We start from the raw sequence: 16,843 nt of genomic DNA, 5'->3' as shown, positions 1-16,843 counted from the left end.
TTTCGGAGAGGAAGCCTCAGCTGATACTGGCACCCTGTCTGAACGGCCACTTACAATGTTTGGGACGTGAAACTTGACTCCTTTGCCCTTGGACGGTTCAAAGCTTTTGGCATGCCGCAGACCGTCAGATTCAAGCCCCTGACCCTGCTGTTCGGCGCAAACAGCGTCGGCAAGTCCAGCCTCCTCCAGGCGCTGTTGCTCGTCAAGCACGCCTTGGAAACGGGCGAGGTCGATGCCTACGAGGTGACTGCCGGCGGAGAGCACGTCAACCTGGGCGGAATCGCGCGCATGCTCCACCAGCATGATGCGGGACAGGACATCACCCTGACGCTCTGTCTCCAGGCTGATCCCGAGGTGCCGGCCGTCGGGGGCTGGGAGGCCCGTTCGGTCATTCTGGAACTGGGAGTAGGCATAGAGTCCGACCAAACAGATAGCGCCCTTGCCTCGGACTCGAGTTCTTCTGTATCCCAGGGGGTGAAATCGGCCAGCATCACCCTAGACGGTATTCCACTCGCCAGATTCGGGGTGACGGGTGAGGTCAGTGAACGTGCCCCTGATCGTCTGGCCTTCGTGTCCAATCTCAATTGGGAACATCCGGCGGTCTGTGGGCTGCTGCGCAGCCGGACTGAGGCGCTCATGCGTCTCATGGGCGACGAGAACGTCCATCCGGCCCAGCACGACGATCTGGCCCACGCCGTTGCCGACGCTGTCGCGCGTGATCTCTATATCGCCCAGGCGGATCTGCTGCGGGGCATTCCAGGACAGGCCCAACAATTTATCAGCTGGGATCTCGCAGCCCACTCTTTGGGAGCTGTCCCGTCCCCCCCTGCAGACCTACGCCATCTCTACGCACTGCTGCCGTTGATCCCGGGCGAACTCCCAAGCCATTTCCAGGACTATGTCTTACGCCAGGTAGCGATTCTCAGTGACGAAATGTTGACCAGGTTCCTCGCTCCGGAGTTTTTCGAGGCTGTCTTCGCAGTGGAGCCCTCTCTTTTCAGGCTGAGCTACGACAATCACCCTGCAATGAACGCCTTCGTCTCGGCATGGCAGCTCTACCACGCCGACGAAAGCGCTGACCTCCGCAAGCTTTTGGACAAGACCCGCGACGCCAGCCGCCTGATCGGCTATCTCCGGGACGACGTTCTCGACATCGTGCTGGGGGCATTTCAGGCTGCGGGTGCGGCGATGGGAAAACTGGGCTTCCTGGGGCCGCTGCGGACTGTGCCGGACCGGCATCTGGGGCGCCGGCAGGCCCAGGACGGACGGTGGCTGGCCGGCGGAGGGGCGGCCTGGGACCTGCTCGGGCAGCGGGAAGACGTGCGGAACCAGGTGAACACCTGGATGGCCGACAAGCTGAACATGGCCTACGAGGTCCGCAACCGCAAACTGTTCGACGAGACTTATGTCGAGCAGCGTGTGGCCAGGAGCGCGTATGTCGCGTCTCAGGTGGCAGCGGCGATCGCAGAAGCGGCATCGGCAAAGGACGCGAGTGACATTTGGAAGAAATTACAACCGATGCTTGCGCGGGCAGAGGCGGAAAACCAGTGGAACGAGCTTCACGGACAGCTGAGTGACCTCCCTGCGGCGGAGGAAACCCACCTCTTTGACAGACGTCACAAGGTGAGTGTCGGCGCGCGGGATGTGGGGCTGGGCGTCAGTCAGGTCCTTCCCGTGCTCGTCAACGCGGCGGCCGGAAACGGCCGATGGCTGCTTGTCGAACAGCCCGAACTCCACCTGCACCCGGCCCTGCAGGCCGAGCTGGCCGACGTCTTCGTCGAGTCCATCCACGAACGAGGTCACACCTTCGTGCTGGAAACCCACAGCGAACACCTGATCCTGCGGCTGCTGCGCCGCATCCGCGAGACCACTGAGGATGAGGGCGAGCCGGGTCTCGCGCTCACGGTCGACGACGTCGTGGTCCTGTACGCCCGCCCCGGGGAGGACGGCACGGTGATCGAGACCGTGGAGATCTCGCCGGACGGGGACTTCGTCCACCACTGGCCCGCCGGCTTCTTCGCCGACCGCTCAAAGGAACTGTTCTGATGGTGGGCGAGTACGCCGTCGATCCCACATCGGTGGTGGCCTGCGACAGCCCGGTCAAATTCCTCGACGAATTCGGGCCGGGCACTGGCCGCCTGATCGCGCCGCTGCCGAGGGAGAACCGGTGGATGGGCGCGGCGGCGCGCGCGCTTGAGGAGGGAACGACACGCCAGCTCAAGACGCGCGCCCGCATGGAAGATCGGCTGGCCGAACTGCGCCTGTCCAGACCTGCACGGGAGGCCCTGTTCTCCCCGAGGAATCGGCCCTATGACGGCAAACTTACCTGGATCGAGAACGCCGTCGCACAACATGGAAGGGTGCCCTTCCAGGCGATCATCGCCGAAGACGCGCGGGCACACTTTTCCCCGGACGACGCGGACAGCCTGGAGCCGCGCTTCCAGACGGCGCGGGGTTTGCGGGTCCCGCGCACGGCCCAGGGGATCGTGGGTGCCGTGGTTCCGCTGCTGGCCCTCAGCAGCCGCGTCGTGCTGGTCGACCCGTATTTCGATCCGGAGATGCCCAGATTTCGGGACGTGCCCGTAGTGATCTTCGAGCGGCTCGCGGCAGGAACCGAGGTGGACATCGTGACGGGGTCGAGACTCCCGGCAGGCGCATGGCCTGCCAAGATCACCCGTTACCTGGAGCGCCTGGTCCCCAGCGGCGTCTCGGTCAGGATCATCCTGCTTGAAGAACAGCCGGGTGGCCCTAAACTCCACGCCCGCTACGTCCTGACAAATGCTGGCGGAGTGGCGGTGGAGACGGGGCTGGACGTCGGCGCACCGGGTCAGGAGACGGACCTCCACCTGCTGTCGGCGGAGCAGTACGAGCGGGCCTGGCGGGAGTACGCGACCTGGGCGGGCTTCACGGTCACGGCGACATTCCCAGTGCCCGGTTCCTGAAACGTCAGTCCCGAGGACGCAAGTCTTACATCTCGGCCGTGGCCGTCCCTGATTTGCCGCCGATCACACGACTGTGGACATTTGTCGAGCCGAGCGGATCCGGCCGAGGGTCTAGAGCCTGGCTGCCCGGCGTCAGGCCGGGCAGCCGGAACTCTGGCGTGACATGCCATCGCTTGGGAAGGTCACAGCTTTCGCTTGATCACCAGCGGTGGCACCCCCACTGTCCCTGGCGCGAACGTACCACCCGTCGTCAGGCACGCAAATCACGCTGGTGACGCCCGTACCCTGGCGCGCTTCAACATGCGGCACGATTTGTACGTCGTTCAGATGCTCCTCGAATGAATTTGGAGGGCCTGGCCGGCAGCCGGATGACTCAGACCACGGCGGGCGCAGGTTCAGTATTTGGCCGGGAGCAGGTCGTCCTGCCAGCGGTTCAGGTCGCTGCCGCTCGCTGGGTAGCTGTCCACCATCACGGCGAAGACCAGCAGCCGACCGCTTTTGACCATGAGGAAGCCGCTGAGGCTGGAGATGCCCGTCATGCTGCCGGTCTTCGCGTGCATATCGGGGCCGCCGTTCGCCCCACCTCCGGGCTGGCGTGCCTGGTTCCGGCCACCGGCAGACTCTCGATAAAGATGCTCTGCTTTGCCTTGAAAGCTTTGAGAGGCGGCAATGTTGTGCCCAAGGGGTTGAGGTAGGCGTAGCGCATCACGGTCTTCAGTACGAGGTCCGCAGATTTCCCAGCGGTCCTGCCGCGCCTCTTCTCTGATCATCCCATCACCCCTGCTTGCTGCTTTTCTGGCATCAGCTCGGTACACCGGGGACAGGTCTCGTCGGTGAGGTCATGTGGATCTGGCAGCGTCAGGACGTCCCGTCCGAACAGTCGGTCGGCCCACCCGGGAAGCGGGTCGATCACCGGCACCGCACGCAGCCGAGGGCGCAGCCAGGGGTGCCTGATCCGGCATACAGGGCATCGCCGCACACTCCAGACCGCACCGCAGTCTCCGCATTCGCAGCGGAACTGCGCATGATCCCAGGCTTGCAGGTCCGCTCCCTGAGAACTGCAGATCGGACAGTGGCGGAGAGACTCCAGCGCTGTCTCGGCCGTCAGAACCTCACGTTCAAGGGTTTCCCACGCCGTCAGAACCTGTCGCAGGCGGATGGCCTCCCGCTCGACCGTGCGGGTCTGGTGGCCCGCAGCCTTCAGCTCCGCTAAAGTGCGCTCTGCCAGAGTGAGTTCCGTGCGCAACGCCCGTGCCGGGTCCCGCCAGCCTGTGTCACTGGGGACCAGGGGAAGGGGAAGCGCCCATTCCCGACTCCCACCGAGGAAGGGCGGCGGCGCGCCCAGACCGTGCAGTGGCTCAGGCAGCGGAATACGTGGAGGATAGGCCAGGTAGCGGCCACCCGTCAGGGCCCATCGGAGGGCGCGCGCGACACGCTCTGTGCTCTCCAGATCAACCGGAGAGCCTGGGAGGCAACCCAGAGAGGGGTGTAAGGCGGCCGCTTCGGTGCCAAGGGCCAGAAACTCCGGCGCTGGAGCTGCTCCACCGCCGCCGGGATACAGCAGCAGGGTGAATGTCGGTGCATCCTGAGCCAGCTGTGCGAGCTCTTCGGCGACCCATGACTGCTCACTTCGCTCCAAAGCAGACAGCGACGTCGACAGGGGCACCACGCGCAAGACAGATTCGTGATGCCGGTACAGTGCGTGCGTCCCGTCCGGATCCACCTCCAGACTGATTTCGCCTTCAGGGCCGCTCAGATCGAGACGAGTGCCAGGGACGAGCAGTGTGCTATCTCCATGCAGAGGGGTGAACCCGAACTGGACCAGGGCCTGCACGGTGAGCAACAGGGCGTAACCGTCGAACAGCCGGGACTGTTCCTGGGCGTCGCGCTGCTGCTGCTCGGCAGAAGGCAGGCCCGTGTGGGCATGCTGGTACCAGGCCAGCCAGAGCCGCGCCACCCTCCGGTAGTGCGGATCGTTGCCGAGGATGTTGGTGATGCGCAGCTGCGCCGGCACCTGGAGGCGGCGCTGGACCTGCCGGTACAGCAGGCTGCCCTGCAACCTCTCCAGCTGCCTGCGCAGGCGTTGCAGTTCCTGAAGCCGCTCCTCCGCCAGGAGCTGCCCCTCGGTAACGTCGAGAGCGTCGCCCCACAGGCTGTAAAGACGCCGCTGCCGCCAGTACATGCCGCTGGGCGGTTCGTGCGCGTTGGTATCGACCACCCCGAGCGTATGCAGCAGCTCGCTGACCCGCGCGATACGCCGCCGCACGTACAGCAGCAGGTGATCAACGAGGCGGACGGCCACCCGGTTCTCGTAGATGTCGTACTGCTCGTCCCGGACGTTGGCGATGATGCGTCTCGGTCGGACGCTGCGCAGGCTGCGGTTCTCCCAGTCCTCCGTGTGCGACGCCAGGTAGGTGATGGCCCGCGTCGGAATCTGGCGGGCGCGGCTGACCTGCTGCCGTTCCTCGAAGATCTCCAGGTGGGTGCGGGGCTGCCGGCAGACCGCCTCGAGGTGAGCCAGATGTCGGGCCATTTCCTCTTCCAGGGGCAGACGCTGCAGGTCGTCGGCGAGGTTCCGGTCCATGGGGGACAGGCCGGCCCACCGCGTCCAGTCTCCCCCGTCGTCGAGCAGGGTCGTCAGTGCGTCTTCCAGGGAGCCGAGCTTCAGGTGCTCGGACGCCCCAGCGGGAAACCGCCCGGGTGCCGTCCCGTCCGCCTCATGGCCTTCGGGCTGCCAGGTGACCTGCCCCCGCAGATCCGGCACGAGCGGCGTTCCGACAGGTGCCGGCAGGCCGTTGAGGCGGCCTGCGCTGCCTGTCTGCCAGAGACCACCGACCAGCCGCTCCGGGAGGGATTCCGAGCGGCGGGACACACGGTTGAACACGGCCCTGTTCATGCCAGGACGGGCCCGACACCGAGGCGTTGCTGAACCCGGCCGATGCTGCTCATCGACTGGACCGGATCACCGGCACCCAACTGACGCCAGGTGCGGTCGAGGTGGCGTTGCAGTTCGGAGAGGTCTTCCGGACGGACGTCGAACTGGTTCTGGATCTTGCGCAAGATCTTCGTGGCCAGGATATGGTCCGTCGCTTCCGACACGGTGCCGCCGGCCGCCACGATGACCGGCACGAACGCCTTCATCTGGCGCTCCAGGCGGTTGCCCCAGTTGATGCTGAAGCGGTCTTGCAGCAGGCTGCACAGCTCGCCGTTCAGGTAGCGGTAGGCCTGGTCCGCCGTCTCGGCATATTCCGACCTCGCCTGCCCGAAAGCCGACTGAAGGGCGCTGTAAGCCAGAGGAGGACGGTCGGGGAGGCGGGCCGGCGTGACGCTGGTGAAATGACGGGGTAGTTCCATGACGTGGGCGCGGTCGTACGTCTTGTCCGCGAAGTCCTTGGTGGTCTCGTCATGGTTGGCGGTTCCGATGAACCAGACGTTCTCCGGCAGGTCGAGGATGCGGCCGTCGCGCAGCAGCGCGGGAGCGGGCGAGACGGGCGCTTCCATCAGCGCGAGCTGCTTGCGCTCAGGGTTCTCGAGGATCGACAGGATGCTGGCGAAATACTGCTCGGGATGGGAAAGGTTCATCTCGTCGAGGACGAGCATCACGGGCGTGTCGCTGTACCGGGGCAGTGACGCACGGTACAGCGCCTGCAAGAACTCGGACTCGTAGAACCGCTTCTCGAAAGCGTTGAAGTGCCCCACCAGATCGGCACGGTCGCGCCAGCCGGACTGCACTTCGGTCACGGCGCTCAGGCCGCCGGTGGCCCGGGCAAAGGCCAGAGGCAAGCTCGTCTTGCCGGTCCCGCTGATGCCCTGCAGCAGATGCAGCCGACTCATGGCCAACCCCGCCACGAAACTGCGCAGGGTCTCCAAGCTGTACTGGAGCGGCTGGCGCGGATCGGAGGCGATCCGCAACTGCAACTCGGAGATGAACGGCCGCAGGTCCGGCCGTTCGGGGTCGAGGACCGGCTGCTCGTGCAGTTCGGCCCGGATGTCCAGGTCTGTGCAGGACGGGAAGATGACCTTGCCCTCGGCAGACGTGATGTGCTTGTCGACGTCCGCCTGGAGTTCGCGCAGCGCGGTGCGCAGCAGGGTGGTCTGCGTCTCCAGACTGACCTTGTGATCGCGCAGGGTCTCCAGTTCGGTCACGGCCACACTGGCGCGGTGCAGCCGCAGCTCGAGCTCCTGCGCCCGCTGGACGGCCTGCATCCGCTCGGCTTCCCAGTCCCCCCGTTCGGTTTCCAGCAGGCGCAGCCGTTGCAGCGCGTCGTCGCTGGGTCTCCGCTCGACCTGCTGGCGCAACTGCTCACGTTCGGCCCGCAGAGCGAGCAGCTCCGTGAGCACCTCTTCGGGCGTGCGGCCCGCGAACTGGCGCAGGGCGTCCTGCCGCTGGTCGAGCTGCCCGGCCAGCCGGTCACGCTCCTCCCGGGCGGCCCCGAGCCGGTGCTCAAGGGCCTGTGCCTGCGCTTCCACGCGCTCGAGTTGGGCGGCCACCGCACGCTCGGCCCGCTCACGGAGGTAACCTTGCTCCTCTCCCAACTCCTCCCGCTCGTCTTCCAGAAGGCGCAGGCGGCGCTTCGATTCGAGCTGCTCCTCCTGCAGTTGCCGCAGCTCTTGGCCCAGCGCCTCCCGCGCTTCCTGGATCCGGGTTCCGAACTCGGTCTCCCGTCCGTGCAGTTGGGCGGCGTGGTCCTCGCGCAGCTGCCTCGACTCCTTCTCGTGGGCCTGCCGCTCTGTCAGCAGGCTGCCGTGCACCTCGCTGGCCTCCGTGCGGAGCCGCTCCAGCTCGGCGCGCAGGTTCTGGAGGGCCACCTCACGGCGCTGCAGGAATCCGACCTCGGCATCCGCCTCACGGCCTGCCAACTCCTCTTCCCGCGTGACCAACGCCGCTCTTTCCGTTTCGATCACCTGCTTGCTTGTTCGGAAGGCGGCGCGTTCTCGCTCCAGCTCCTGACGTTCCTTTTGGATTTCAGCACCGCGCCGCTCTGCGGCGCTGGCCTTGGTGTTGGCGTCTTCCATGCGGGACTCGGCTGCGCGCGTGCGCTGCTGGAACAGCTCCTGGGCGGCCCTGGCCTGCTGTAAAGCCGCCTGCAGGTCGGGAGTGGGGACATCTGTGCCGGCGGCCGTCTCCGCCGCAGCGCTCTGCTGCTCAAGGGTGGCGCCCGCGAGGGCCTCCGTGTGAAGGCCCAGCGCCGCTTGAACCATCTGCGCTATGGAGCTGGCCACGGCAGGGGTGGGGCTGGACGGGGCGGGTTGTGGGGTTGCGGTGGAGCGGGCTTGCTTGTTCTTCTTCGCCATGGAATTCCTCTAAGCTTCGAGATCGTCGAAGCCGATGTGCAGCGGTTCGGGAGCCACCCGCAGGGTCTGGGCGGCTGCGGGAGTGGAAGGGGAAGTCGCGTGCACGTCTTCCCGGGAGGGTGTGGGAGGGCAGAGGTGGCGGACAGCCAGGTACGCCACTTCCAGCGCGGGAGAGGCGCGCTCCTCGACCGCGACGCTGGGGGTGCCGGCATGGGCCGCTTCCCCACACCAGCCCAGGGCCTCGTCCAGCCGCTGTAGCAGGCACGGTTCCTCTGCGGCCGCCGCGCGCAGAGGATGGGCCGAATGATCGCGCGCGCTCAGCAAAAGAGCGGCCAGCAGCGGCCGCAGCTTGCCCGACTGGTCGCGGTTGGCCATCCAGAACACGTCGCCGACCTTCACGCTGGTGAGCGTGGACGGCAGTGGCGTCTCGAAGCCCAGCGCGGCCGCCGCGTGCTCCAGACGCCGCAGGTTGTGGTCGCGGTCGCCGTCCACGAGTTGGCGCTCCACCTGAGCGGTGGAAAAGCGCGCCCGGAGCTCGCGGAAGAGGTTTTCGAGCAACAACCGGGTTCCTTGCAGGGAGGCGCGGGCTTTACGGGACTGCTGCGCCACGGGAGCGCCCAGGAACTCCTGATGGCCCAACTCAGCCTCGATCAGCGGCTGTAGGAGAGGATGGCGCTCCAGCCCGAATCCGAAGCGCTGCTCCAGTGCGGCGAGGGCGCCCTCTACCGGGTCCCGGGCCGGTGCGGGTTTCTCCGCAGCCACTGCGCCCAGGCGCTCGACCAGTTGGGCGAGCCCCTTCGAATGCCGAATCCGCTGGTGGGCCAGAGCGGTCAGCGGGCTGGTCGGGAGTCCGAAAGGATCCGCCACCTCCCAGGCGCCAGGCCCATCACCGAAGACGAAAGTGGAGAGGAACATCAGCTCGGGCCGCTCCTCGATGAAGTTCACCCGCTGCATCCGCTGGAGGAACCGGGGACTGCGGCCCGGCTGCTCGTCGTCGTCTGGTGCGACGTCTGTCCGGACCCTTCTCTGCGCGCGGGCAAAAGCTTCGGCCGCGCCCAGGACATCGGCGGGCGAGGGCGTCGCCGGCGGTGTAGGGGGCGGAAATTCGACGAACGGACGGACCAGCCGCTCGCCCAGCCGCAACTGGGGAAAGCCGCCGTCGGCGACAGTCACCTCGGGAATTTCCAGTGCCTGAACCAGTCGGGGCAACAGCAGGCCGCTGAAGGGATCCTGGAAGACGTAACCGGTGACGAACCGGTCGGGCTGTTCGTCCAGCTGGAAGCGGGCGCTTCGGTAACGGCGTTCGGCGTCGGCCTTCACGATGCCATGTTCCCCCACCATGCTGCGGTCACGCAGGTATTTCTGGATGATTCTCACCAGGTCCGGGTGCAGTTGGAGGCGACCCGCGATCTCCTCCGGCTCGACCAAACCGTGCAGCATCATGCCGAAGACCGCCCGTTGCAACAGGTCCATACGTTCCGGATGTGCAGTGACTGGAACCACGACCCGGTAGGCCCAGACAGGCCACAGGAGGTCACGCCGACTCCCCGGATGTCCTGGTGGGAGCCGTGGGTTGAACCGCAGGATGCGGGCGTCAGTGGGAAAAGATACGGCCATGGGGTCCTTTGCAGAGGGTGTAGAACCTGTCGAGGGCCGGTACGGCACTGTCCTCACCAGGCGCGCAGAGCATGCCGGCGTCGCCCACCACGATCAGGAGACGCTGCTGGCGGCTCATCGCCACGCACAGACGGTTCTCCAGGGTGAGGTGACCGTACCGGCGACGCTGCTGCGCTGGAGTGGTGGCCGGGAGGACGTTGCTCCGCGTCGCCGAGAGCAGAACGACGTCGAATTCCATCCCCTGGAAGGCGTCTACCGTGCCCACGCGCAGGCGCTCCTGCGGCCGGCCGTCGGGGCCGTAGGTTTCCCGGTAGTCCGCGTGGATGGTCAGTTCGTTCTCCTCGCCCCGCTGCGTGAGGCCCAGGCCTTCCATCTGACGGTAGATCTCCCGGACCTGCTCGGCATAGAAGGAGATCACTCCCACCGAGAGGTCGGGCCGGGCATTCAGGATGCGATGCGCCTCACGCGCGACCTCCCGGGCTTCCACTGGCCGGCACTTGCTCTGCCGACCACGCTCTGCGCCCAGGGCGTGCGGCACATCCAGCCAGGCGGCGACGGCCTGCTGGTAATCCGGCAGGTCATGGACGAAATCCTCGGCCGGGCGGCCGTTGCCGAAGGCCTCGCGGGCGTTGTGGGCAGCGTAGAAGGTGTCGCTCACGAACGTTCCCAACACCGGGTGCATGCGGTACTGCTGGTCGAGGGTGATGACCCGCCGGATGCCGTCGCGCTGCTCGCGTTCCTGCAAGATCTTGAACAGGCGTTCGAACAGACTCTGGTGCAGCGCTTCTTGCTGCGCCCCCTCGACCGACTGCTGGAACTCCCGTTCGACGTCGGGTTCCAGCAGATGCGGAAGCTGCCGGTGGTCACCCACCAGCACGATCCGTCGCTCGGCCTGGGCCATCGGGATCAGCAGGTCCAGGGGATGGACCCGGGCTGCCTCGTCGATGATGACGTTCTCGAACACCCGGGTCTGACTGCCCAGCGACGTGCGGATTTCCCGGACGGCCTGCGAGGCGGACTGCTGACACGTGGCCGCCAGCACGACCGTGTAGTTCTTGACGGCCTCACGGGTGCCGTGGGGATCGTTTTCCAGGGCGTCGAGCAGGTCGTGCAGCACCGTCTCCGGTCCCCCAGCCTGCTTGCGGGCCTCCGCCCGCAGGTCCCCCAGGGCGAGGTTGAGCGCCGTTTCCACCTCGCCACCAACCTGGAGTGGTCCTCGGGAAGCGAGTTGGGGCTGCAACTGTGCGAGTAGGGTCTGTTTGAGTTCGGCGAGCTGCGGCAAGAAGGGTGGGGCCGACGGGTGGTCCCAACTGGCCGCCTGTGCCAGCAACGCCGCACTTTCCGGGGGGAGAAGAGCGCCGTCCAAGCGCCGCAGCACCCGGCGCGCCGCGATCGTTCCGTCGTCGAGGAAGGAGGCCTCCTCGGTGCGTAGGCCACGAACGGCGGCCCGCATGAAATCGAGGTCCTGCTCTACGGGCGCCGCCGAGACTTCGTGGTTGTCCAGAAGCTCGCGCAGACCGTCACGCGTCCCGGGCTTCAGGTGCTCGCCCCCGACCTCGAGGATCTCCCGGATGATGGCATTGATCCGGTCACGGGAACTGGGGGCTGTCGTCACGCTCAAGACGGCGTCCCTCAACCGGGCGTACCGGACCTCCAGGGGCAGGGTGTTCTGATCGGCCAGCTGCGCGCGCAGCTGCGTCACCGTCCTCTGGCGCCAGTGTTCGACAGCGTCCGAGAACTCCTCCCGGACCCGCCGGTTGCGTCCCACCTTCACGGCGGGCAGCCCGAAGACCACGGTGGCCGAGGCCGCGTTCTCGACGGCGGCGTGCTGGGCACTCGTCAGCAGGGTCTGGCCAGCGAGTTTTCCGGGGTCCGGGCTCAATTCGGCCAGCCGCTGCTGCAGCGCTGCGATGACCCGCGTCTTGCCGGTTCCGGGCGGCCCCTGGATCAGGGCGATGTCCGGGGTGTTCAGGGCGATGTCGAGCGCCTCGATCTGCCGGGTGGTGGGGGTTCCCCGGAATGCCGCGTCCGCCTGGCTGCTGCGCGTCAGCGCCGGTTGGCGCTGGAGCCGGCGCTGTGGCACCTCCAGGCCCTCCAGCAGGGCGGCCAGCTGCGGCATCGGGGTGTCGGCCATCACGATGGCCTGCCGTGCCCGGTCACGGCGCTCAAACTGCATACGGTCCCCCAGGAGACTCACTGCGACGTATCCGGCAGGCGGCGGCTCGCTCTCCTCGCGGTCCAGCGGGCGCAGATCCAGGATGCCGGCCGCCTCGTCGGCCCGAACAAATTCGGCCAGGAATTCCTGGATCCGGCCACGTGTCGTGCCCGTGACGGGTTCCTGACCTTCCTGCAAGTGCGCGGGCCGCTCGGCTGCGACCTGCAGGGTCAGGTTGCCGCCCTGACGCAGCAGGCCGAACTGTTCCGGGGTGGCTTGGACGTGGAAGCGCCAGATGCCGGCCCGGTACTCTGGGCGACGGGCATACAGCAGCGCGCCCAGTTCCCGGGCGCGCCTGAGGCTCCGCTCCCGCTCGATGTTCTGGTACTGCTCCCACAGGTGCAGGTAACTCTGGTTGTCCAGCGCTTGGGAAAGGTTCTGGTTGCGCAGCCATTCCCGGTCACGTGCCGCGACGGTGACGCTCTGGAACGTCCAAGGCGCTTCCAGCAGGGTCACGGGAAGGCGCTGACTGCGCTTTCCCTTCTGCTCGGTGATGCGTGAGGCCAGCCAGACTCCGTCATGCTCTACCACATCGAGGTTCCAGCGCTTCCCGATCAGCCGCAGTGCCTTCTCCCGTTCCGGGTGCCGGTTGGGCGCCCCCGCGTAGAGAAAACGGATGGTTCCGCCTGGCAGGACCGGCAGGGTCAGGTCGCGGGTGAGCAGGTCCACCACGTCCTGTTCCTGAAGTCGCGTACCGGCGAACTGCCGCATCCGGTCGATGATGACCTCGTCCACACCGATGACTCGTGGTTCCGGTAACTGGTAGCCCAGTGGGAAGGTGTGAACCTGCACGGTGAGCTGCCGGTCCTGGAGACTGGCCACCCAAGCGAGGTGCGGCAGTCCACGCGCCACCATCAACTGAAGCGCTTGACCAGGACCGTCACTCCCCCGCACGGTCCAGCGGCTCCCTTCAGCAACCACGAGGAATTCGTCCATCGCCTCCGAATAGCGCAGCTGCACCTCGTCTTGCTTGCTCAGCTGACCCTCGCCGGTGAGGCGTTCCAGGGTATAGACCTGCGTATGGCCGGCCGAGACCTCATGCGCCCGCACGACTCACCTCCAGCACCCGGTCGAAGGTCAGGTAGCGGTGACGGCCATCCAACTCCCCGAGGTGCAACTCCCAGGCGCTGCGGCCGGGCAGCAGGGGAAACCGCTTCGGACGGGCCTGCGGGTCGACGGACACGTCGTCCTTATCGCGCTGTGTTCGTTGCAGGGTATAGGGACGGCCATCCAGGCTGCGCACCTGCAGCCGTTCACCGTCGAACACCAGTTCCACATGGGCCTGCCCTTCGGGCTGCCCGGTGACATGCCGGGGCAGAACCAGGCAGGGGAGCCCGGGACCGCAGATGAGGGGCGCGACCGGACGGTCGGGCAGGGGCAGCCCGAGGGTGTGGGCGAGGGCCTCGCTTTCCGAGTCGGCCACGTGGACCTGGACCTGAACGTGGCCAGGCTGCGGAGCGGCGCACCAGGGGCACTCCGGGAGAGCGTGGTCGGCGTCCTCTCCACATGCGGGGCAGCGCAACAGACGATCGACCGCCTCCCAGAGGGCCTCTTCCCAGCTGGCGAGGCCCGGTCGGCGCGTCACGTCCAGCAGGCCTTCCCCGAAGGTCTGCTGGGCGAGCCCGCGCAGCGTGGGCGTGAGTACCACGGCGCGGGGCAGGCCATGCTGGGCCCGGTTGCGGTCATCTGCGGGATGATCGACCCAGGGCCATTCCCCACGCAGGGCGGCCTCTTCGGCCTCTGCACTGTTCTCGCTCACCTGATCCCCGAGCAGGGGATGCAACAGGGTCAGGGCCTGGAAGGCCATCGCCGCAAAGGCGAAAGCGTCCGTAAGCGTGTTGACGCCGCTGCGACCCGCGTAGACCTCGGGTGCGGCGAACCAGGGGGTGAGAATCCGTTGCGCGCTGGGGCGAGAGGCGTACTGCAAGTTATCGGCGTCGATCAGGTGCACGTTCAGTGCTTCGTCGAACAGGACGTTGGTGGGCGAGGGGTCACCGTACACCATGCCCCGGGCATGCAGGCGGCTCAGCACGCCCGCTGTCCTCGCCAGGACTGTGAGCCGCCGGCGGAGGCTGCCGGTCTCCCGGTACCAGTCGACGGCGGAGGGGGCCGCGTGAGGAATGGCCGACAGAGTGGACAGCGGCTGAGCTCCAGGAACGCGTTCCATGACGTACCCGACGTTGGGCCGCGCGAGCAGCCGGATAGGGCGCGTGACTCGTAGATCCTCCAGCGGCAGTGTCAGCACGCTGCTCAGACGGCGCGTCCAGCTCTCGCGCGCCTCGGCTTCCGAGAGCCGGAGCACCTTCACCACGTACCGGTCGTCCGCAGTGAGGTACACCACACCCTGTCCACCGGACCCCAGTTCGCCTGTCAGGACGTGCTGGCGTCCTCCCTCATCCTTTACTTTCACACTGTCACCTTCACTCTTTGCCTCGGTTCCTCTGCATCTGCAGGACCGCGATCGTCTTGTCGTCACTGTGGCCGGGAACCGGCCAGCGCTCGAGCGCCCGCCGCAGGGTCGGACCACGTGCCCGGGGTGTGTGCCGACCCACACCGTCGAGCCAGTCGACGAACGCCGGGAGGGCGGCTGGACGCAGATCGTCGGCGACTCCGTCTGTGGCGAGCATCAAGCTGAAGGGGGTCGCCGTCTCCCAGGTCCGGGTGGCCCACGCGTCCATGTGATGCGGTGTACCCAGGGCGACCGTCTGGTTGGCATACCCGTCCCCGCGTCCACCCACCGTCGTCACGACTCCGTTCTCGCTGTATGCGGCGAGGCCGTCACCCAGCGTGGCGACCGTGATGCGGGAACAGTCCCCTTTGGTCTGCACCGCCGCGATCAGACAGGTGGTCGCGCACGTCTGGGGATCATGTGCCGAGACTTCTAGACGCCAGAGCAGCTCGACCAGCCGGACCAGCTGGCCGGGCGAGGCCTGCGCCGCTGGTCCCCAGTGGCGTATGGCGAGACGGGCAGCACGCGTGGCCGCGCGCGCGCCTTCGCGTGCGCGCGGCCGGGAACCCAGACCATCGCAGACAGTCAGGTACTGCACCACCGTGCTGTCGGCAGTCCGGAACTGCCCCGCCGTCCACGCGTCCTGGTTGGGGAGGTCGGCTTCCCGGTGGGCGGGGCCAGTCACCGAAGCGCCGAAGCGCACGCTCTGCTCAGGCATCCAGGTCGTCAAAGCCGTCGTCCTCTCCCAGGTCGGGCAACGTCACCGGCTGATCCGGTGTCGCCGAGCGCGAGCGCGCGGTCACACTCATGGTCACGAAACGGAAGAAGCGCCGCAGCTGCCGGGCCTCGTGTGCCTGCCGGACCTGTCCGTCTCCGGCGAAGCGCGTCAGCACGTCGAGATCGGCGTCTTCTCCGACGGCCAGGGCCAGGCGCAGCGCCTTCGAAGCACGCGGCGCGCCGAGCAAGGCCTCCAGCGGCTCTTCCCAGTCGTCGGTGGGGACGCCGTCGGACACCAGGATCACTGTGGGCCGGTAAGCACGGCCAGGAATCAGCGTGCGGTCCTCCAGGATACGGGTCGCGAGGGCGAGCACCGACCCCAGGGGCGTATGACCGGCCGCCTCCATCACCTCGTAGCGCACGTCCCTCGCGGGCTGTAGAGGAAGGTGGACGCGCGCCTCACGGCCACCGAACGTCAACACCGTGACCTGAATCTCCGCGCCGCCGGTGCGTTCCTCGCCGAAGGCTTGGACCATGTCGCGCAGCGCTGTGTTCAGCGCGGCCAGCTTCCCGTCCTCCGCCATCGAGCCGCTCACGTCGATGAGCAGGAGGACAGGCAGGGGACGGGGAGCCTGAACGGTGATCTGACTGAGGATGCCCGCGAGACTCACGACGGCTCATCCATGAACTGCGCCCAGCGGTCCTCCAGGGTGGAGGCATCCTGCACCGACCAACTGGTCAGGCTGCGGGGATGCAGCGCCGTGGGCCACCGCTCCAGCAAAACCTCCCCGTTCAGCATCGACTGCCGCCGGCCCCACTCGCCCTTGATGGAACGCAGGCCATCTGAGACGCCACCCAGCGTTTGCGGTGCCCAACGGTGGCGGTTGCGCTCTTCCGCGTCTTGCAACAGAGTCTCCAGCAGCTGGAGATGGCGGGCGGACATGTGGTTGAGGCCGTACTGCAGAGTGATCAGGATGCTGTCCAGTTGTTCCCGGTGGAGGTCACGTCGCGGGCCACGGTCCGGACGTTTCCAGCTCTCCGGCTGGAAACGCGGATACCGGCCCTGGGCCAGGGCGCGGTTGGCAGCACCGGAGGTGGGAAAGAAGACGCGGCCGGACCATTTGGGCATGTGCGCCTCAAGATAGCGCCGCTGCGCGCTGTGCGAGGAGAGTTTTACGGCAGCAGAAGGCAAAGTTGGAGGATGCCGAGAGTTGCAGAGTCCGATCGCGGTGTGAGCCCATGCCCCCAGCAAAGTATTTTCCCTGTCACTGCTGTCTGACTTGGGCGGTCGCGATGACTCCGTAAAGAACCGGGGTGCCCCGGATCGGCCTGTACCAGGTGAAACTGGACTGCTGCAAACTTTGGAGCCGGCCCAGGGTGCCTCACGAAGACCCGACGGCCGGGAACAGAGATCTGGGCCCATTCACGCCGTGTCCAGGGCACTGTCGTTGCAGAGCTACGCACGCAGCAGGTTGGAAAAGAGACCCAGACCTGATTCGCTGGGCTGCCCACCCACCAACGTGTGGTCCAGCACTCCGTTGAACAGCTCGCAACTGGTTTCGGGCGGGTGCAAGGGCAGTGCCGAAACGTTCTAGGACCGAAATTCTG

The 16,843-nt window shown here is 66.9% G+C and carries 11 protein-coding genes; 2 read left to right on the top strand and 9 right to left on the bottom strand.

Annotated elements, in window-relative coordinates; translation table 11 throughout:
* Positions 1-66 precede the first annotated feature (66 nt).
* Positions 67-2,046: an AAA family ATPase gene (locus DAAJ005_RS19335; protein WP_151845320.1), complete on the top strand. Its 1,980-nt coding sequence runs from the start codon at positions 67-69 to the stop codon at positions 2,044-2,046.
* Positions 2,046-2,942 carry a hypothetical protein gene (locus tag DAAJ005_RS00160; protein WP_151845319.1) on the top strand — a complete coding sequence of 299 codons (897 nt, stop codon included), beginning with the start codon at positions 2,046-2,048 and terminating at the stop codon, positions 2,940-2,942. The genes DAAJ005_RS19335 and DAAJ005_RS00160 overlap by 1 nt, the downstream gene beginning before the upstream one ends.
* 395 nt (positions 2,943-3,337) lie before the next feature.
* On the opposite strand, the gene DAAJ005_RS18825 is transcribed toward DAAJ005_RS00160, so the two are convergent.
* From DAAJ005_RS18825 to DAAJ005_RS00115, 9 genes are all read right to left on the bottom strand, one after another.
* Positions 3,338-3,502 carry a D-alanyl-D-alanine carboxypeptidase gene (locus DAAJ005_RS18825; protein ID WP_192930688.1) on the bottom strand — a complete coding sequence of 55 codons (165 nt, stop codon included), beginning with the start codon at positions 3,500-3,502 and terminating at the stop codon, positions 3,338-3,340.
* A 206-nt stretch (positions 3,503-3,708) separates the two neighbouring features.
* On the bottom strand, positions 3,709-5,826 hold the full coding sequence (locus DAAJ005_RS00150) for a DUF2357 domain-containing protein (RefSeq protein WP_192930687.1): 2,118 nt from the start codon (positions 5,824-5,826) through the stop codon (positions 3,709-3,711).
* An 8-nt stretch (positions 5,827-5,834) separates the two neighbouring features.
* Positions 5,835-8,237, bottom strand: coding sequence for an AAA family ATPase (locus DAAJ005_RS00145; RefSeq protein ID WP_151845316.1), 2,403 nt, complete (start codon positions 8,235-8,237; stop codon positions 5,835-5,837).
* 9 nt (positions 8,238-8,246) lie between these two features.
* Entirely contained in the window at positions 8,247-9,710 is a 1,464-nt protein-coding gene (locus DAAJ005_RS00140) for a hypothetical protein (RefSeq protein ID WP_151845315.1), read from the bottom strand.
* A 121-nt stretch (positions 9,711-9,831) separates the two neighbouring features.
* On the bottom strand, positions 9,832-13,119 hold the full coding sequence (locus tag DAAJ005_RS00135) for a DEAD/DEAH box helicase (RefSeq protein ID WP_151845314.1): 3,288 nt from the start codon (positions 13,117-13,119) through the stop codon (positions 9,832-9,834).
* On the bottom strand, positions 13,106-14,479 hold the full coding sequence (locus DAAJ005_RS00130) for a hypothetical protein (RefSeq protein ID WP_192930686.1): 1,374 nt from the start codon (positions 14,477-14,479) through the stop codon (positions 13,106-13,108). The genes DAAJ005_RS00135 and DAAJ005_RS00130 overlap by 14 nt, the downstream gene beginning before the upstream one ends.
* A gap of 10 nt (positions 14,480-14,489) precedes the next feature.
* Positions 14,490-15,248 carry a protein phosphatase 2C domain-containing protein gene (locus tag DAAJ005_RS00125; RefSeq protein WP_151845312.1) on the bottom strand — a complete coding sequence of 253 codons (759 nt, stop codon included), beginning with the start codon at positions 15,246-15,248 and terminating at the stop codon, positions 14,490-14,492.
* On the bottom strand, positions 15,229-15,906 hold the full coding sequence (locus DAAJ005_RS00120; RefSeq protein WP_226342327.1) for a VWA domain-containing protein: 678 nt from the start codon (positions 15,904-15,906) through the stop codon (positions 15,229-15,231). The genes DAAJ005_RS00125 and DAAJ005_RS00120 overlap by 20 nt, the downstream gene beginning before the upstream one ends.
* On the bottom strand, positions 15,903-16,427 hold the full coding sequence (locus DAAJ005_RS00115) for a hypothetical protein (protein WP_151845311.1): 525 nt from the start codon (positions 16,425-16,427) through the stop codon (positions 15,903-15,905). Before DAAJ005_RS00115 ends, DAAJ005_RS00120 begins: the two co-directional genes overlap by 4 nt.
* Between the last annotated feature and the right edge of the window lie 416 nt (positions 16,428-16,843).

This window comes from Deinococcus sp. AJ005 (assembly GCF_009017495.1).
In the GTDB taxonomy this organism is placed as follows: Bacteria; Deinococcota; Deinococci; order Deinococcales; family Deinococcaceae; genus Deinococcus.
The sequence above is the reverse complement of the archived record's forward strand: the minus strand, read 5'-3'. Positions and strand labels throughout refer to the sequence as shown.